The sequence below is a fragment of the Cyanobacterium aponinum PCC 10605 genome (assembly GCF_000317675.1).
GTDB lineage: Bacteria > Cyanobacteriota > Cyanobacteriia > Cyanobacteriales > Cyanobacteriaceae > PCC-10605.
In genome coordinates, this window is the sequence record NC_019776.1 from 2,868,946 (window position 1) to 2,884,946 (window position 16,001).

Consider the following 16,001-nt stretch of genomic DNA (forward strand, 5'->3'; position numbering starts at 1 on the left):
CATGATTAATTGTATAACAGAAATAACAAACTTTTTTATCCTGAATTTTAAGTAAATGAATATAATCTTAAGCTCAAAATTACAGCAAAAATTAACAAAAATGGCTCAAAAAACTCAAAAATCAGAACAAGAAGTTATTATTGAAGCCTTAGAAAAACACTTAAACACCCCACAAATTTCGGAGCAAAATTGTTATGATCTTGCATTAGAATTAGAAGTAATTGGCATAGCTGAAGATTTACCGTCAGATTTAAGCACAAACCCTGACTATTTCATGGGCTTGGGAGAATAATGGAAAATATTATATTGGTTGATACTAGCCCATTAATAGCAATATTATCACCCCAAGATAATTACCACAAACTTTGCGTTGATACTCTTAAAACTATTAAGCCCCCCCTGCTGACAACATGGGCTGTGATTACTGAAACTCTATGGTTAATTCGTCATAATCGAAAAGCAATACAATCTCTATTTAAAATGATTGAAGGAGGATTAGTACAAATTGACCCTTTATCAGATAATACTATTAGTTGGTTAAATCAATTTATGTTGAAATATCATGATATGGGAGTGCAAGTAGCAGACGCATCATTATGTTATTTAGGAGAAATCTACAATCTTAAAGTGGTTTTCACCCTTAGATAGGAAAGACTTTAATATATACAGAATTAAAAATAACCGTAGTTTAAGAATTATTCCTTAGAATTTATCTAAAACTAAACTAAAACGCATTAATTTCTATTTTTATTAATTCTTAAAAATGAGTAAAACACTTATCCATCTAGTTTATGTTTGTTTTTTCTAGTACTTCTAAGAGCGTATATTCTACGGATTTCGCTAAAGCCTGTAAATGATAGCCTCCTTCCAAGCCTAATACTATTTTATCGGTGACTTCTAAACAATATTTTGTCAATTTGCCATAGTCTTGAGGAAACAAACACATATTAGCTAAAGGATCATCAAAGTTGGCATCGTATCCTGCACTTACTATCAATATATCTGGTTGAAATTCTTTCAAGAAGGGGATTACCTGTTTTTGAAAATAAACTTCATATTCTGCGATACCACTTCCTGCCTTGACGGGGATATTTAAAACATTATTATATAAACCTTTTTCTTCCGCCATACCAGTGCCGGGATAGCAAGGGGATTGATGTAAAGAGCAATAGGCTATGTTAGGATTAGATTCTACTATGGCTTGTGTACCATTGCCATGATGTACGTCCCAATCTAAAATTGCTACTCTATTTATTCCTTTCTTACTTATAGCATAACTAGCCGCGATCGCAGCATTGGAAAAAAGACAAAAACCCATTCCTTCTGAAGCAGTAGCATGATGTCCGGGGGGACGTGCTAGGATAAAACAGGGTTGATGATGGTTTACTATTTGTTCAATACCATCTAACCATGCACTAACAGCTAATAACCCTACATAATAACTATTAGCAGAAACGCTCGTATCTGGGTCTAATTTTCCTCCCCCTCTTTTGGCGATAAGTTTTATTCTTTCAATGTGATGCCAATCGTGAATTTTTTCTACCCAATTGAGGGCTAAACTTTTTTCTACAGGAGTTGGATGTATCCAATTTAATTGATTTTTAAGTTGTTGACTTTCTTTTAATGTTTGACAAATATTAATCAGTCTATCAGGGGATTCTGGGTGGAGTCTTCCCGTTTTGTGGTTTAAAAATTCTTCCGAGTAAATAATGGTTATCATAAAATTAAAACTGCAATTATGTAAAAAATTTAAACACTTTTAAAAGACTTTTACTTATCAATCTTTAACCTAATATCTATCCCGATCAAAATTATTATTCATTACTTATTAATTCAATTCATTTTTTTTGATCAAAGAAATATTCAATTCCACTTTATCAGTCGTATCATCTATACTAGAGCTGGTAAGGGCAAATGCTTTAATAGAATCAGATAATGCTCTCATTTCTGGGGTAAACTCTTCATAAAAATTGGGATCAATATTAAAGGCGAAATCGAGGGCTTTTTGATAATCAAAATAGATATAACCATAATTATTTTTTGCGAGAGAATCTGTTGTTATCTTAAAATTATCACTATTAAGAATTGAGCTATTTTTATCTAAAATTTTATTGGGGTTAAAAGTTTTTCCCAAGGTAAGTAAAAAATTATTATTATCTAACCAAGCATAGGAAGTAATAGTTGTTTGATAGTTATTCCATTCCGTGATATTAATTCCTTCTATTTCTGTACGATTAATAGACGCAAAAGGTAAAAATTGAGCCATATTTTCTAGTTTACTTAGAGTATTTTCTCCTTGATTCTTATTACTACTTTCTAAGAGAAGTAATCCATAAAAGTTATTATTAAATAATGGTTTTTCAAGATTTACAGCCACTGCAAAGGCAAATTCTCCATCTAACCAGCTAAAAATATCATTACCTAAGTCCAAGTTAAGCCATTGATTTACTGCTATTTCTGTTTCACTTATTAATTCATTTAATTCTGGAATATTTTTTCTTTCGATTTCTAGTTGTTGCCACAGTTGATTAATCCCATTTCCGTTAATCATAAAAATGCTATTTTCTGGAATTTTTCTTAGTAAATTTTCTGACACTGGTTGACGATTATTTTGATATTCTAAAGGCTCAGATAATTTGACTAAAGTTGTAAATTTTAATCCATGATCTTCTATACTCATATTCATAAATATAGTCTTAATTTTATTTAGTTGTTCCTCTACTTGCTCATCTAATTCTCCTTCTGATATACTATCTTTTAATGCTTTTAATAAGATGCGATCGTACTCTGGAAAATAAATAGAAATTACTGCATTATTATTAACTAAATTTTGAGGATAATTATTAGCTAAAGATGTTTTTCCTTTATGAGTGTCAATGATTTGATTAACTACTTCTTCTTGCTCACTTATCACTAAATAATTATTAAAAAAAGTAGCCCAAATTTTTTCACTATTTTCTATATCAATTTCATAAACACTGATGCCATTATATTTTGTTTCTAAAGGGTTTGTCTGCAAATTATTCTTATATTTTTGAAAGAAACTATTTGCTTTAAATTTATTACTAACTCCCATAATTAAAGCAACATTAGAATCCAATCCAGCAGAAGAGGAGGGTAAAACTGCCACACTCACTCCTCCTAACCAAGGTAAAATATCTTTTTCTACATCAATTGTTTGTGTTTCTTCTGTCAAATTTTCATCTATCAATTCTTGCAGATTTTGAGTGAGAATTTCTTGAGCAGAATTTGTCCCAAATTGACTTATTTCTTCCCACTCCCTAGGATTTGTAGAAATAAAACCAGTAGCATAAGCAGAAGCAGGGGTTATCATCGCACTACGGCTAGGTGTTAATTCTTGCCCGATAAAATTACGTCCATAGAAATAGCCCCCTGCAATACCAACAATTCCAAATAATAGTAAACTAAAGCATCCACAACCACTTTTACGGGATTTTGACTGAGTCATGATTTCCCCCCAACTTTACCTATATGTTCATGTTCAATGTATAAAATTTCTTGTGAATTGGTGCTTTTTGGGAACAAAACTTAATTAAAATCAAGTCTCGGACTATAATTAACCTCAATTCAGTTTAAGAATATCGGATAAGAGTAGGGGCGAATGGCCATTCGCCCGTACAGGTTTCAGGTTGCAGGTGTTAGGGTTAGCGTTAATTAAACACTTTTGCCTCTTGCCTTTAACTTATCATAACCATTATAGAAGAGCCTAAGATTCAGAATAAGTATAAAAATGAAGAAAAAACAGCTATATAAAATATTCCTTTTAACTTTTATTTATAATTTTATTTATCCTCTATTTCCTTCCATTAGTTATCCTCTAATACAGATTAATAATATACCTCAAAACTTAATCGATGAAAAATTATTTACCGATGATAAACAAAAACTAATTCAGGGCATAAATCACAGTTTAAGCTATTTAGAAACTACCAAAGCAAAGGAAGTTTATGAGAATTATCCTCTCAAAGAGTTTTCTCGTGAAAGGGTTATTGCCTCTTTAAAGCGTTTTCGGCAATTATTAATAAGTGCTAAAACTCCTCAACAATTACAAGCATCGGTAGAAAGGGAGTTTGTTTTTTACAAATCCGTAGGCAATGATAATCAGGGTAGAGTTGATTTTACTGGTTATTTTCAACCTCTTTATCCTGCCAGTCGCCAAAAAACTGATGTTTTTCGTTATCCTCTTTATCGTAAACCTTCTAATTTTGATTCTTGGCAAACTCCCCATCCTTCTCGCAAAGATTTAGAGGGAAAAGACGGTTTAGGTAATAATAGTCTTATTAAAGGTTATGAATTAGTGTGGTTGCGCGATCGCCTCCAAGCCTATCTAGTACAAGTACAGGGGTCTGCTCAACTACGACTAACAGATGGTACAATAATGACTATTGGTTATGATGGCGCCACTGACTACCCATATACAAGTTTAGGGAAAGAATTAATTAATGATGGCAAAATACCCGCCGAAGAAATGAGTTTGCCTCGCCTAATGGCTTACTTAGAAAATAATCCAGACGAGTTAGAAGTTTATCTCCCTCGCAATAATCGCTTTATTTTCTTCACCGAAACCAAAGGCAAACCGGCAACTGGCAGTTTAAATGTACCAGTTACAGATGAAAGGTCTATTGCTACAGATAAAAATTTAATGCCTCCGGGGGGATTAGCCTTGATTTATACTCGCATTCCTCAGATTAATCAAAATAAAGAGTTAATCACTCCCATGACTGCCCGTTATGTGTTAGATCAAGATACAGGAAGTGCTATCAAAGGGGCGGGGAGAGTTGATATATATTTTGGCACAGGGGATATAGCAAAAAGTAAAGCTGGTTTGGTAGATTGGGAAGGAGAATTATATTATTTATTGTTAAAGTAAGGGCTAATAAATTAAGAATTAAAAATTAAAAATTAAAAATTAAAAATTAATACTCAAATTATTGTAGCTTTACCTTTGATAATACACTATCGATTTTTGTTATCTTACCGTCATTATAAAAATATAGTATTGCCACCATATATGAACTTTTTATTGTTTTATCCCACTCAACCTAAAAAATTTATTCAAAGAATCTTGGTTTTATTATGTTGTTTTAATTTATTATTTGTTACTGGTTGTCAAAATATTAATAATCAACAAATTTCTGACAATACTATCACTAAAATAACCTTTTGGCATGGTATTAATCCCCCTGAAAATAGAGAGATTTTTAATGAATTATTAACTGAATTTAATGATAATAATCCTGATATTCAAGTAGAGGCTTTATATGTCGGGCAACCTGATGAACAATTACCAAAAATTATAGCTTCGATCGCAGCTAATCAACCACCTGATATACTATGGTATGTGCCTCAATTAACAGGTAAATTAGTGAAATTACAGGCTTTAAAACCTCTACAAGATTGGTGGAATAATTCCTCTATTAAAGAAGAAATTGACCCTGCTATGTTACCCACTATGGAATTAAATGATAGTATTTGGTCTGTACCTTTTGCCACTAATAATACGGCTATGTTTTACCGCCCCAGTTTATTTGAAGAAGCGGGTATAACAGATACTCCAAAAACATGGGATGAGTTTCAACAAGTAGCAGAAAAATTAACCATTGATAGTAACAATGACGGAGTTAATGAACAAAATGGGGTATTATTAGCAGTAGGAAAAGGAGAATTTACTGTTTTTGTTTGGTTGCCTTTTATTTTTAGTGCCAATGGTGAAATTACTGCAGATAATCGTCCTAATATTATTAATGAAGGTACAGAAAAAACCTTACAATTAGCACAAAAATTAGTTGCGAAAAAAGTAGCTATTTTATCAGCACCAGATCGAGGTTATGAGTTAGATAATTTTATTAATGGTAAGGTGGCTATGCAAATAACAGGCCCTTGGACTTTGGCACAATTGAATCAAACTGGCATTGATTATGATGTTTTCCCCCTACCAATGATTAATCAACCTGCCACAGTTTTGGGAGGAGAAAATTTATTTGTTTTCAAAACTAATCAAGAAAGAGAAGAAGCTAGTTTAAAATTTTTAGAATTTATTTTAAGTGAAAAATTCCAAACCCAATGGGCTTTAAAAACAGGTTATTTACCCATTAATATTAATGCTCAAAATAGTCCAGAATATCAACAATTTGTTCAAGCAAATCCAGTTATTAAAGTTTTTTTAGAGCAAATGAAATATGCTAAATCTCGCCCTATTATTGCCCAATATCCTAGTCTATCAGAAAACTTAGGGAGAGCCATCGAATCTGTTTTATTAGGTGAAAAAACTCCTGAAAATGCCTTACAAGAAGCTCAAAAAAGACTTGATTTAGAATAAATAGAATTTCACAAAAAATATCTCCTAAAATCCCTATCATCCTAAAATGTGGGGTAAACCTTACTGGTAAATCCTGTTGCTTTAAATTGCTTAAGTTTAAGAGGAGTTGGTTGATTAGATGGTACACTAATACGTAGTTCAAAACTACTGATTCCGGGAGGCACTTCTGGTAATGCCCCTAAACGAGTACGATTTTGTAGAGCGGGTTCATTATTTGCATCATACACTCTGCCAAAAACATCAGCATCATAAAGAGTTTTTCCTGAAGTATTGTTAGTTTTCCCCGTGACGAGATAACAAGTCGCAGGTAAAGCACTACCTCCACTGGTTACACTTCCTTCTCCAACCCCCGGAGGGCAGTCTTTATAAGACACATCGGTAATTTTAATTTGCACCAATGCTTCTACTGGGGGGGTAATGATAAAGCTAGAAAGCAAAAGAAAAAGAGAAAAAGTAAATGTAACTATAAGACGATAAAACATATAATTATGATCCTTCTATACTTATATTTTTTCATTGTAAAGGTAAAAGATATTTATTTTAAGTCTAATAATCCTTCCTCTTTTAACTTCGGATTGAAACGAATTTCCATTGTTACCCCCTTCAAAGTTAATTTTTCTTTAATATCTTCTTCTAACTTACGGGCTATTTTTTTAAGAAACTTTACCTTACTAATTTCATCTAACTCTTGATATTCCTCTTTTTCACCCATTGTCATCGTTAATTTTGCATCAATAGGTTGTGTCCATAAATTTTCTTTTTCCCCATTACCCTCTGGTATGTGTTGATTTTCCGCTAACCAGTTTTGTTTAATTTCTTCTAAAATTGTTCGATTGGGGCGATCGAAGCTATATAATTTTAACCAAGAACAATTATCGGATTGCCTTATTAAATGTTGCTTTAAACTCAAAAATAAATTGCGAGAATAACCTATATATCTTAAATTTTTGTTCTGATCAAAAATAGCATAAATACCAATTTTGCCCTCTAATTCTGAAGAAATTTTGCCCGTATCATCAAGATAAGGAAGAAAAGACAAATCATTTAATTTCGGTAAAGACGAAGAGATAGTCATAAATATGAAAAAAAAGCTAACAACATTTGTGAAATAAGCAATCACTAATTCGGCTTTGCTGAAAAAGTGCTTAGATGAAGATGGGCAAAAGGCAATTAGTAAATAGTTGATAATTAATCATAAAAACTCCCGACACAAATTGTAAAGGGGCATAAGCCCCCACTTTTAAATAAATTTAATAATTATTTGCCAATTTTAGAAGCCATACCCTTAAAAGGTTTGAGGCTAGGCCCTGGGCGGCGGCGGGAAAAAGGGACATTATTAGTAACATATTTTCCTGCATAATTTTCCCCCTGAGATTGAGCATTATTGCTTGTATCTTGACTGGAATAATTTTTGATGGCTTTCACCCAATCAGGCACTTCATAAGCTACGTCTTTCTGTGGTGCAGAAACAGCAGGAGTTGCGTTTGTCTCAGCATCACCCTCAGAGGGAGTAGTTTCTGTTTGATTACCCTCTACCTGAGTTTCAGTCTCATTAGTGCTTTTATTTTCGGCTTCAAAAAAGTAATTATCTTTTTTCTTACCAAATAGCTTGTTTAGTACCATTGTGTCTCCTTATATATTTGGTTGTCAAACTTTATTCTTAAAAATGTGCAATTTTTTATAGACAGACTAAAGACTTTACTGACTATATCATCACCATCATGAATATATCAGATTTTTGATTGCTTTCTACACAGTCTTAATAAGTAAAGAGGTTTTCTTTTTCTCTTCGTTTGAAAGTTTAAGTTTTTCACCTATCAAGATACCTTATTTTTTACAAAACTTTACTTATTTTCAATAGTTATTTATACTTAGTAGAAGCTAAAGAATCTATTATTTGCTGATGTATTTCGGTTTGTTTTTGACAAGCATCAATTTTTAAATAGGGATATTTATATTCATCAATTATTTTCTCAAAATTTTGTCTGACTAATGTTAATTTTTGTTTGTTTTCATACACCTCTTTAAAAGGACGATTTCCAATTCTATTCAAAGCTATATCTACGGGAATATCAAGATAAATTAATAAATCTGGAGGCGGAAAATTTTGATTGAGATTAGCAACAAAATGAAAATCAGATTCAGTTTTTCCATTATAAGCGAGAGATGAAAAATAATATCTAGTCGTAATAACGTTAATATTTTGTTCGACTAATTTTTTAACTCCATCGACATTATTATATAGATGAAAATGGCGATCTGCAGTGAATAAATAAGCCATTTGTTGCTCAAATAAATCATCACTTAAAAATGATGGCGGATTAGCTAAAAATTCTCTTAACAGTTTCCCTATTTTTCCATTAGAAGGCTCAGGACTTAAAACAGATTCTTGATTTTGAGAAAGAAAATATTGATGTAACAAATCTGCTTGAGTGGAACTACCAGAGCCATCAATACCTTCAAAAACGATAAAATAACCTCTATTCTCTTGTTCGCTAATCATAATTAATTTAACTACGTTTACATAATAAGAAAGTTTCACGAATACCCATTATAATATTATTTTGTTTCTTCTCTTTTTCTAAAAATTTTTCTTTTATTTGATTGACAATTTTATAAGTATATATATTATTAAAATTTTCTCTAAATAAATAATTTATACCATATCTATTTTGCTTAATATTTTTAATTACTATAAAAAGCTCTTCTAAATTTTCTCCCAATCCATGAAACCCTAAAATCAAATTATCATTACTAATGATTAACTTAATGAAATTACTATAGTGATGATAGTTCAAATTAACATCAAGTTTAATAATATAAAAATTATTATGATATAGCTGTAATGCTTGTTTTTCTGTGTAACCAATACGATGAATTCTGGGATTAGTGTTTAAACTATAACTAATATTTCCATAGTCAACCTTTTTAAGAGGAAAAAATAAACTATTATCAACGGCTATTTTTGCTTCATATTCGTTCAAATTAGCCAAATTATAGCCCCCTAATATTTCTCCACAGGCATAAATTTTTGAATTATGGGTTTGCAGTTTCTCATTAGCTAGAATATTATATCCTTGCCATTTTAAGCCCAAATCATTCCCTAAATCTTGATAGTCGTCATAACTTATATTTTTTTCTGTATTGATAATAAAATTGTTTTCATTACTAATGTTTTGATTCGTTTCTAATTTATCCGCATTAGCGTCACATATTTTTATTCCCTTAGCTTCCAAAATTAATTGTAATTTCCAAGATATATCTTTATCTTCTGTGGGTAATAATTGTTTATTTTTAATGGGTAAAATTATTGATTTATTAGGTGAAGTTAATTGTTGTGCTAAATAGATGGCTTCTAAGTTACTTCCCTTAATTATTATAGATGCGATCGCACTATTTAGTATATTCTTTAAATCTGAAAAATTTTTATAAATATTTACTTTATTTACATTTAAGTTATTATCAACTATTAAATTTTTGTTCAATATATCTGTCATGATAGCCACTGGAGAAATTAAAGTATATTTCCCCATTGATACTTGAATTTTTCTGTTTGTCTGAGAAAAAGAAAAAACTGATTCTTGAGTATAAGTATCCAATCCTATCAATTTCAAATTTTCTATTTTATAATCTATTTTCCTTGCTTCTTGAGCCAAGATATTATGAATTAATATTAAACTATCGATGTTTAAATCTAATATTATATTCTTTGATAAAAAACCAAAATTTGAATTATGAATAAATGCAACTCTTGCACCAAATCTTAAAGCATATTCAGCCGCACTAATAGCAGATTCATTTAAACCAATAATGATTAAGTCATAATTTATTTTCATAGATAATTGTGTTTAGTTGGGAATTAATTGTCAAAATCAGAAAGGGTAATTGAAAAATATAAATTTAGTCACATCAGAATTTAGCGAAACAAAACTCATTGAAAAATTAATTGGTCTATTTTTTAATTTAAACCCAAATTATTTTTACAATATAATTTGTCATGGCGACAATAAAAGAGCTAAATAAACAAATAAAAGAATTCTGAGAATAACTTTAGGCTGTAAGTTAAATGTAAATCGAAACAAATAAAAATGTAATAGAGTGTCAAAGTAAGGGTATGATTGGTTATAGATCAGACTTAAATAGTATGTGGTAAAGATAAGGTCAAATGTCCAATATTGAAAAATTGCAACCTGCTAATAAAGATGATACAAAAATGTATCTGCCTTTTTACAATAAAGAGCAACAAGAAATCTTGCCTTATGCTTTGAGTCTATATCAACAAGGATACTTAGAGGGAGAAAGAATCATTGAAGGACAACAGAGTATTCCTTTTGTAGCTATTTGGTATGTTTCTAGGCTTCCTTATGAAATAACGAGATGCAGAATTCAGTTTGAAGGAAGTGCCGAGTTGAGCTACGAAGTCAACTTATCTAACTCAGAATTTATTCAGTATCTAATCTTGCTCATCAAAAATTTTAAACAATCTCGGCAAACAGATTTCTCTCAGAAATTTTATCGCAAATTACTCCGCCTTGATGAGTAATAGAAAAAAAATTTTCAAAAAAAACTGAAAACCCCTTGACAAAACTTCATAAAAACGTTAATATTTTGCTATAGTGAGAAATCACTTAATTCATAACGTACCTCGAAAAATCATACATAAGTAATCATAAGATGACTACCACTTTACAGCAACAACAACAGCTTTCCGCATGGGAGCAGTTCTGTCAGTGGATCACTTCTACCAACAACCGTTTATATGTAGGTTGGTTTGGTGTATTGATGATCCCTTGTTTATTAACTGCAACCACTTGTTTCATCATCGCTTTCATCGCAGCTCCTCCCGTTGATATTGACGGTATTCGTGAGCCTGTAGCTGGTTCTTTATTATACGGTAACAACATCATCTCTGGTGCAGTTGTTCCTTCTTCCAACGCTATTGGTTTACACTTCTATCCTATCTGGGAAGCAGCTTCCTTAGATGAGTGGTTATACAACGGTGGTCCTTACCAATTGGTAGTATTCCACTTCTTGATCGGTGTATTTTGCTACATGGGTCGTCAGTGGGAATTATCTTACCGTTTAGGTATGCGTCCTTGGATCTGTGTTGCTTACTCTGCACCTGTATCTGCGGCTACTGCTGTATTCTTAATCTACCCCATTGGACAAGGTTCTTTCTCTGATGGTATGCCTTTAGGTATCTCTGGAACTTTCAACTTCATGTTTGTGTTCCAAGCTGAGCATAACATCTTAATGCACCCCTTCCATATGCTTGGTGTAGCTGGTGTATTTGGTGGATCTTTATTCTCTGCGATGCACGGTTCTTTAGTAACTTCTTCCTTAGTGCGTGAAACCACTGAAACCGAATCTCAAAACTACGGTTACAAATTCGGTCAAGAAGAAGAAACCTACAACATCGTAGCAGCTCACGGCTATTTCGGTCGTTTGATCTTCCAATATGCTTCATTCAACAACAGCCGTGCGTTACACTTCTTCTTAGGTGCATGGCCTGTAATCGGTATTTGGTTCACAGCAATGGGAATCTCTACCATGGCATTCAACTTAAATGGTTTCAACTTCAACCAGTCTATCTTAGATAGCCAAGGTCATGTAATTGGAACTTGGGCAGACGTATTAAACCGTGCAAACATCGGTATCGAAGTAATGCACGAGCGTAATGCTCACAACTTCCCCTTAGACTTAGCAAGTGCAGAGCCTGTATCTGCTCCTGTAATCAACGGATAAGTTGTATAGGTTGAAAAACTAAAACAATTAAATAAATAATCAAAAGGCACTCTCTATTAAGTTAGGGGGTGTTTTTTGTTGTGTGTTACTATAACATTAGTTTCGATCGCATGGAGAAATATAATAATGACTGCTTATACTATTAACTTTGATGTAATTTCTACCATTGATGATGAAAAATTTTACCAGCTTTGTCGTCATAATCCCGAATTAAAATTGGAAAAAAATCAAAAAGGAGAGCTAGTTATTATGTCACCTACTGGGGGAGAAACTGGGAAAAAAAATTCTGAATTAAATGCTGATTTTGTCATTTGGAATCGACAAAAAAAATTAGGATATATATTTGATTCTTCCACCTGTTTTAAACTACCAAAAGGTAGTAATCGCTCTCCCGATGTAGCATATATTCAAAAAGAAAGATGGGATAATTTAAAAGAAGAAGAAAGGATAAAATTTCCTCCTTTAGCACCTGATTTTGTTTTAGAGTTAATATCAAAAACAGACTCATTAAAAGATACTCAGGAGAAAATGCAGGAATATATTGATAACGGCGTAAAATTAGGATGGTTAATTAATCCTGAAAAAAAAGAAGTTGAAATATATCGTCAAGAAGGAGAAAAAGAAGTTTTAAATAATCCTAAAATTTTATCAGGAGAAGATATTTTACCTGATTTTACTTTAGATTTAACTGAGATTTTTTAGTTTTATAATTCCCGTTTATGTTACCATTAAATGTAAATGTAGATGCGATCACGAAGTGGCAGGCTACGCCTGATCGCATTTTTTGTGGTAAGCTCTTTAGAGCTTTGATTACTTCTCAATCCGCAGGTAACAAATACAATTCTGAAGGGGTATTCTCATCAGGCAAAATCTCCTTACTGCTTTTCAGGTTACGACTTTCGCACAAATCCGCAAAGGCTTCTAAACTCTCCAATCTTGCCAATAATTCGCTTAAACTGTCTAAATATTCAGCTATGGCAATCTGTTTTTGTATCCATGATTTAGGGTATCTTTCTTGGGCGTAAGACATTTCAAATTCAACATTTGCCTCATTTTTTTTGCGTCTTAGTTGATCCCGATCTAAACTAAGATCACTAGGGGAAATATCCTTAATTCTGGTAACTCTTTCGGGGGTGATATATTCTGCAAAGGGAGAAGCCGAAAAACGATACGCCGTTGACAATGACGAATTACCCTCTTTTATCAGGCTATTACTCCAATTATGAGCGACAGTTTTAAACTTCTCTACCTCCTCCCTTAACATTCCCTTTGCTTCCTGATGTTGCCCCATTTGTAACAGTAAATGCGCTTCGGTGACGGTAGCAACCGCCCATCCTTGAATCGATACATCACTATTTAACAGCAATTCAGCCTCTAATTCTGGGGTTGACTGCATCGCCTGACTACTTAAAAATAAACGAGTATTGGTAGCGGTTTTTAAAGCTAATCGGGGAGATTCATCGGGAAACAATCTTAAAACTTCTAATTCTGCTTGTAAAGTAGTGATTTCTTTAATTAACATCGCTTTATGAATGTTAGAAATTGCTTTCCCTAGATTTTCCTGTTTTTCTCGACTATCCCGCACCAATAAATATAAATAAACTAATTGCCCAGAAATATCATCTAAGCGACTATTAACATCATTAAATCCTTGTGCCATAGTTTCTTGAAGTTTATTAATAGACTTTTGCATCTGATCGAGTTTGTAACCCATATAAGCAAAACCTGCCACACTTATCCCCTAAAGTTAGCACACTTGCCCCCTCCGCAATTTGGGTTAACAGTACCCAATTTTTATTTTATATCTATTAATTGAGTAAGTATTTTAGCTACTTTAGTGTCTAAATCTTCAATTAAAGAATGATGAGGAATATTTAATTTTTCTAAAATTTCAGCAAATTTCATAAATCCATTTTCCGCTCTTAATTCTACCCAATTAACTCCTAAAATATCCGCTTGTTGTTTGTTTAAATCTGATAGTTTATCCGCCACAAAAATATTGCTTTCTCTGGCAAAAATTGCATCGGCACTTTCTGGATTTCCTTTCCCCATCAATTTAACTTCACAACGATAATATTTTTCACTAATTATTCTTCCTCTTGAATAAATAAACCTTCAAAAGTATCTGAATATTCATAAACCTCTATTAAATTACCATCAAAATAACTATCATCTTCAAAGCTAACTACTATCCAACGCCATTGTTCTATATCATTAATAACACATTTGACAGGCTTTAAAAAAACTCCCGTTGCAAATATTGTGTCACTGGTTTTAAATTGTGATTTAGATTGATTAATATTCATAAGTTTAAAAAATCCTGTTGTAGTTTACTAAAATTTTTTACTGATTCAAAAAAGCTATCTAATTCATCATAATTTTTAAATATAAATTCTTTATTTAGTTTTCTAAAAGGGCTTTTATTCACCTCTTTATCAAACTTGTTTCTACTATTCTCATTAGCAATGATAAACATTTTAACTCTTAATTTATGAATTTGATATAATCTTAATAAACCTTTGGTTATATCTGTTGTATGTTCTACCTCAAAAGCATGAGTAGGATAACCTTCTTCATCAAACCAGATAACATCAATATATTTTACAGTATTAATACTCAAACTGGGAATTGCACCTTCAGGAATTTGTTTTTCAGAACATAATTCTCCTAACGTTTTATTAAAAATTTCACTTTTTTTTGATTGATCAGGAGTATAAGTACGATAGTTTAAATAACTTCCTATTAATAATAATTTTGCTTGAATATCCGAATGAGTAAATTGATGATTAGATTGAATTTCTATATTAATGATTTTAGCAATTTCTTTTAAACGACTCAAGTATTTTTTATTTTGTTCCAAATCAATTTTTGTTATTTCATTACAATAAAAATCTGGAACTTCTTTTAAATATAATCCATTTCCTGTTAATATAAAATGGAACTGGTAGGAATTCTTTTTTGTTTTAATTAATTTATCTTTATATTTAATAAATTCTATTAATGAACCAGCAAAAATATCTATTCTAGTTTCATATTTTTTTGCAATAATGAAAACACTTTCTTGTTCTAAGTCTTTTAGTGTTTCCATTATATTTGAATTAATACCATGCCAATCATCCGTTCCTCCAGAGACTAAATATAATAATCCATTTTCATCTTTAAACAGTTTTCTAAATCTATTAACAGGAGTAATTTTTGTTTGTTGTATTTTTTCTAAGGTTTCTATAACTAATTTTCGATCTTTTTCTGTAAATTTTGATGTCATAGTTTGATATAAAAAATAATATTTGTTAAATTCTTATAGGTAATGATGATTTATGTTGCACGAATCCATCAATTCCATTAACAACTACATTTTTAAGAAATTCATAAGTTTTAGTATGAGGTAATTTACTTTTATTATTTTCTTCGTTAGAAAAATATTTTTTATATATGGCAGTTCTTACCATTTCATTTGGATGATTAATTAATTTTTTTAGTTCTTGAGATACTTTTTTAATGTCATCAAAAATAATCAAGCTACGGATTGCTTGACATACAATTTTTGGATCTTCATCTTCTAAAACAGATAAAAGAAAATCAACGTTTTTTAAATCTCTTTGTCTTCCTATTGTTGAAATTATTTCTCTCTTAACAATAGTTTCTTTTTCCTCTTGGAAAAGTTTTTTAAAATAATCTAAATTATATTTATAAGCTAATTTACCAATAGTTTTTATTACATTAACTCTTACTTGTTTATTAGGATGATTTAATAAATTAAATAAAAATTTTCCATCAAAATCTGAAGGTAGTTTTCCTAAATTTTCTAGAATAAAATTAATTGTTGATACATCATTTTGTTTAGAAATTAAATTACCTATTTCATTACTATTTTCAATTTTTAAACTAGAAATTAACTCTTTACTAATGATCATAA

Annotated in this window: 19 protein-coding genes; 7 read left to right on the plus strand and 12 right to left on the minus strand. The window is 31.2% G+C overall.

Annotated elements, in window-relative coordinates:
• Positions 1-55 precede the first annotated feature (55 nt).
• Positions 56-292: a hypothetical protein gene (locus CYAN10605_RS11995; protein WP_015220218.1), complete on the plus strand. Its 237-nt coding sequence runs from the start codon at positions 56-58 to the stop codon at positions 290-292.
• The gene (locus CYAN10605_RS12000) at positions 292-648 is read left to right on the plus strand and encodes a type II toxin-antitoxin system VapC family toxin (RefSeq protein WP_015220219.1); all 357 of its coding nucleotides are present in this window, start codon (positions 292-294) and stop codon (positions 646-648) included. Before CYAN10605_RS11995 ends, CYAN10605_RS12000 begins: the two co-directional genes overlap by 1 nt.
• A 136-nt stretch (positions 649-784) precedes the next feature.
• Here the strand turns inward: CYAN10605_RS12000 and CYAN10605_RS12005 are convergent, their stop codons facing one another.
• Both CYAN10605_RS12005 and CYAN10605_RS12010 read right to left on the minus strand, forming a co-directional pair.
• Positions 785-1,720, minus strand: coding sequence for a histone deacetylase family protein (locus CYAN10605_RS12005; RefSeq protein ID WP_015220220.1), 936 nt, complete (start codon positions 1,718-1,720; stop codon positions 785-787).
• A 108-nt stretch (positions 1,721-1,828) separates the two neighbouring features.
• The gene (locus CYAN10605_RS12010) at positions 1,829-3,469 is read right to left on the minus strand and encodes a DUF3352 domain-containing protein (protein ID WP_015220221.1); all 1,641 of its coding nucleotides are present in this window, start codon (positions 3,467-3,469) and stop codon (positions 1,829-1,831) included.
• 282 nt (positions 3,470-3,751) lie between these two features.
• Between CYAN10605_RS12010 and mltA the strand changes: the two genes are divergently transcribed.
• Positions 3,752-4,891, plus strand: a complete 1,140-nt coding sequence (gene mltA / locus CYAN10605_RS12015) for a murein transglycosylase A (RefSeq protein ID WP_015220222.1) — start codon at positions 3,752-3,754, stop codon at positions 4,889-4,891.
• Positions 4,892-5,032: 141 nt separating this feature from the next.
• A complete protein-coding gene (locus CYAN10605_RS12020) occupies positions 5,033-6,340 on the plus strand; it encodes an ABC transporter substrate-binding protein (RefSeq protein WP_015220223.1) in 1,308 nt (435 codons plus the stop codon).
• Positions 6,341-6,381: 41 nt separating this feature from the next.
• On the opposite strand, the gene CYAN10605_RS12025 is transcribed toward CYAN10605_RS12020, so the two are convergent.
• The 5 genes from CYAN10605_RS12025 to CYAN10605_RS12045 all read right to left on the minus strand — a co-directional run bounded on the left by CYAN10605_RS12025 (position 6,382) and on the right by CYAN10605_RS12045 (position 10,176).
• Complete coding sequence (locus CYAN10605_RS12025; protein ID WP_015220224.1) at positions 6,382-6,822, minus strand: hypothetical protein; 441 nt, start codon at positions 6,820-6,822, stop codon at positions 6,382-6,384.
• Between the two features lie 53 nt (positions 6,823-6,875).
• Positions 6,876-7,415, minus strand: a complete 540-nt coding sequence (locus tag CYAN10605_RS12030; RefSeq protein ID WP_015220225.1) for a GIY-YIG nuclease family protein — start codon at positions 7,413-7,415, stop codon at positions 6,876-6,878.
• Positions 7,416-7,597: 182 nt separating this feature from the next.
• Complete coding sequence (locus CYAN10605_RS12035) at positions 7,598-7,963, minus strand: hypothetical protein (protein WP_015220226.1); 366 nt, start codon at positions 7,961-7,963, stop codon at positions 7,598-7,600.
• A gap of 238 nt (positions 7,964-8,201) precedes the next feature.
• On the minus strand, positions 8,202-8,843 hold the full coding sequence (gene tmk / locus CYAN10605_RS12040; protein ID WP_041922858.1) for a dTMP kinase: 642 nt from the start codon (positions 8,841-8,843) through the stop codon (positions 8,202-8,204).
• A 7-nt stretch (positions 8,844-8,850) separates the two neighbouring features.
• Complete coding sequence (locus CYAN10605_RS12045; RefSeq protein ID WP_015220228.1) at positions 8,851-10,176, minus strand: FAD-dependent oxidoreductase; 1,326 nt, start codon at positions 10,174-10,176, stop codon at positions 8,851-8,853.
• Positions 10,177-10,505: 329 nt separating this feature from the next.
• Here CYAN10605_RS12045 and ebsA point away from each other — a divergent pair, with 329 nt between their 5' ends.
• The 3 genes from ebsA (at position 10,506) to CYAN10605_RS12060 (ending at position 12,787) form a co-directional block, all read left to right on the plus strand.
• Entirely contained in the window at positions 10,506-10,883 is a 378-nt protein-coding gene (gene ebsA, locus CYAN10605_RS12050) for a type IV pilus biogenesis protein EbsA (RefSeq protein ID WP_015220229.1), read from the plus strand.
• 131 nt (positions 10,884-11,014) lie between these two features.
• Positions 11,015-12,085 (plus strand): photosystem II q(b) protein, encoded by a 1,071-nt coding sequence (psbA, locus tag CYAN10605_RS12055; RefSeq protein ID WP_015218695.1) that lies wholly within the window; start codon positions 11,015-11,017, stop codon positions 12,083-12,085.
• 126 nt (positions 12,086-12,211) lie between these two features.
• A complete protein-coding gene (locus CYAN10605_RS12060; RefSeq protein ID WP_015220230.1) occupies positions 12,212-12,787 on the plus strand; it encodes a Uma2 family endonuclease in 576 nt (191 codons plus the stop codon).
• A gap of 115 nt (positions 12,788-12,902) precedes the next feature.
• Here the strand turns inward: CYAN10605_RS12060 and CYAN10605_RS12065 are convergent, their stop codons facing one another.
• The 5 genes from CYAN10605_RS12065 to CYAN10605_RS12085 all read right to left on the minus strand — a co-directional run bounded on the left by CYAN10605_RS12065 (position 12,903) and on the right by CYAN10605_RS12085 (position 15,999).
• On the minus strand, positions 12,903-13,778 hold the full coding sequence (locus CYAN10605_RS12065) for a hypothetical protein (protein ID WP_190274999.1): 876 nt from the start codon (positions 13,776-13,778) through the stop codon (positions 12,903-12,905).
• 101 nt (positions 13,779-13,879) lie between these two features.
• Complete coding sequence (locus tag CYAN10605_RS12070; RefSeq protein ID WP_502688799.1) at positions 13,880-14,194, minus strand: CfrBI family restriction endonuclease; 315 nt, start codon at positions 14,192-14,194, stop codon at positions 13,880-13,882.
• Positions 14,173-14,391, minus strand: coding sequence for a hypothetical protein (locus tag CYAN10605_RS12075; protein ID WP_015220232.1), 219 nt, complete (start codon positions 14,389-14,391; stop codon positions 14,173-14,175). Before CYAN10605_RS12075 ends, CYAN10605_RS12070 begins: the two co-directional genes overlap by 22 nt.
• On the minus strand, positions 14,388-15,350 hold the full coding sequence (locus CYAN10605_RS12080) for a type II restriction enzyme NmeDI-related protein (protein WP_015220233.1): 963 nt from the start codon (positions 15,348-15,350) through the stop codon (positions 14,388-14,390). The genes CYAN10605_RS12075 and CYAN10605_RS12080 overlap by 4 nt, the downstream gene beginning before the upstream one ends.
• A gap of 25 nt (positions 15,351-15,375) precedes the next feature.
• A complete protein-coding gene (locus CYAN10605_RS12085; protein ID WP_015220234.1) occupies positions 15,376-15,999 on the minus strand; it encodes a HEAT repeat domain-containing protein in 624 nt (207 codons plus the stop codon).
• Positions 16,000-16,001 lie beyond the last annotated feature (2 nt).

Excerpts from the sequence above, each read along its gene's own strand:
- CYAN10605_RS12045 (WP_015220228.1), bottom strand. The coding sequence starts at position 10,176 with ATGAAAATAAATTATGACTTAATCATTATTGGTTTAAATGAATCTGCT.
- CYAN10605_RS12025 (WP_015220224.1), bottom strand. The coding sequence starts at position 6,822 with ATGTTTTATCGTCTTATAGTTACATTTACTTTTTCTCTTTTTCTTTTG.
- CYAN10605_RS12085 (WP_015220234.1), bottom strand. The coding sequence starts at position 15,999 with ATGATCATTAGTAAAGAGTTAATTTCTAGTTTAAAAATTGAAAATAGT.
- psbA (WP_015218695.1), top strand. The coding sequence starts at position 11,015 with ATGACTACCACTTTACAGCAACAACAACAGCTTTCCGCATGGGAGCAG.
- CYAN10605_RS12035 (WP_015220226.1), bottom strand. The coding sequence starts at position 7,963 with ATGGTACTAAACAAGCTATTTGGTAAGAAAAAAGATAATTACTTTTTT.
- CYAN10605_RS12065 (WP_190274999.1), bottom strand. The coding sequence starts at position 13,778 with ATGCAAAAGTCTATTAATAAACTTCAAGAAACTATGGCACAAGGATTT.
- CYAN10605_RS12060 (WP_015220230.1), top strand. The coding sequence starts at position 12,212 with ATGACTGCTTATACTATTAACTTTGATGTAATTTCTACCATTGATGAT.
- CYAN10605_RS12020 (WP_015220223.1), top strand. The coding sequence starts at position 5,033 with ATGAACTTTTTATTGTTTTATCCCACTCAACCTAAAAAATTTATTCAA.
- tmk (WP_041922858.1), bottom strand. The coding sequence starts at position 8,843 with ATGATTAGCGAACAAGAGAATAGAGGTTATTTTATCGTTTTTGAAGGT.
- ebsA (WP_015220229.1), top strand. The coding sequence starts at position 10,506 with ATGTCCAATATTGAAAAATTGCAACCTGCTAATAAAGATGATACAAAA.
- CYAN10605_RS12080 (WP_015220233.1), bottom strand. The coding sequence starts at position 15,350 with ATGACATCAAAATTTACAGAAAAAGATCGAAAATTAGTTATAGAAACC.
- mltA (WP_015220222.1), top strand. The coding sequence starts at position 3,752 with ATGAAGAAAAAACAGCTATATAAAATATTCCTTTTAACTTTTATTTAT.
- CYAN10605_RS12030 (WP_015220225.1), bottom strand. The coding sequence starts at position 7,415 with ATGACTATCTCTTCGTCTTTACCGAAATTAAATGATTTGTCTTTTCTT.
- CYAN10605_RS12000 (WP_015220219.1), top strand. The coding sequence starts at position 292 with ATGGAAAATATTATATTGGTTGATACTAGCCCATTAATAGCAATATTA.
- CYAN10605_RS12010 (WP_015220221.1), bottom strand. The coding sequence starts at position 3,469 with ATGACTCAGTCAAAATCCCGTAAAAGTGGTTGTGGATGCTTTAGTTTA.
- CYAN10605_RS12005 (WP_015220220.1), bottom strand. The coding sequence starts at position 1,720 with ATGATAACCATTATTTACTCGGAAGAATTTTTAAACCACAAAACGGGA.
- CYAN10605_RS11995 (WP_015220218.1), top strand. The coding sequence starts at position 56 with ATGAATATAATCTTAAGCTCAAAATTACAGCAAAAATTAACAAAAATG.
- CYAN10605_RS12075 (WP_015220232.1), bottom strand. The coding sequence starts at position 14,391 with ATGAATATTAATCAATCTAAATCACAATTTAAAACCAGTGACACAATA.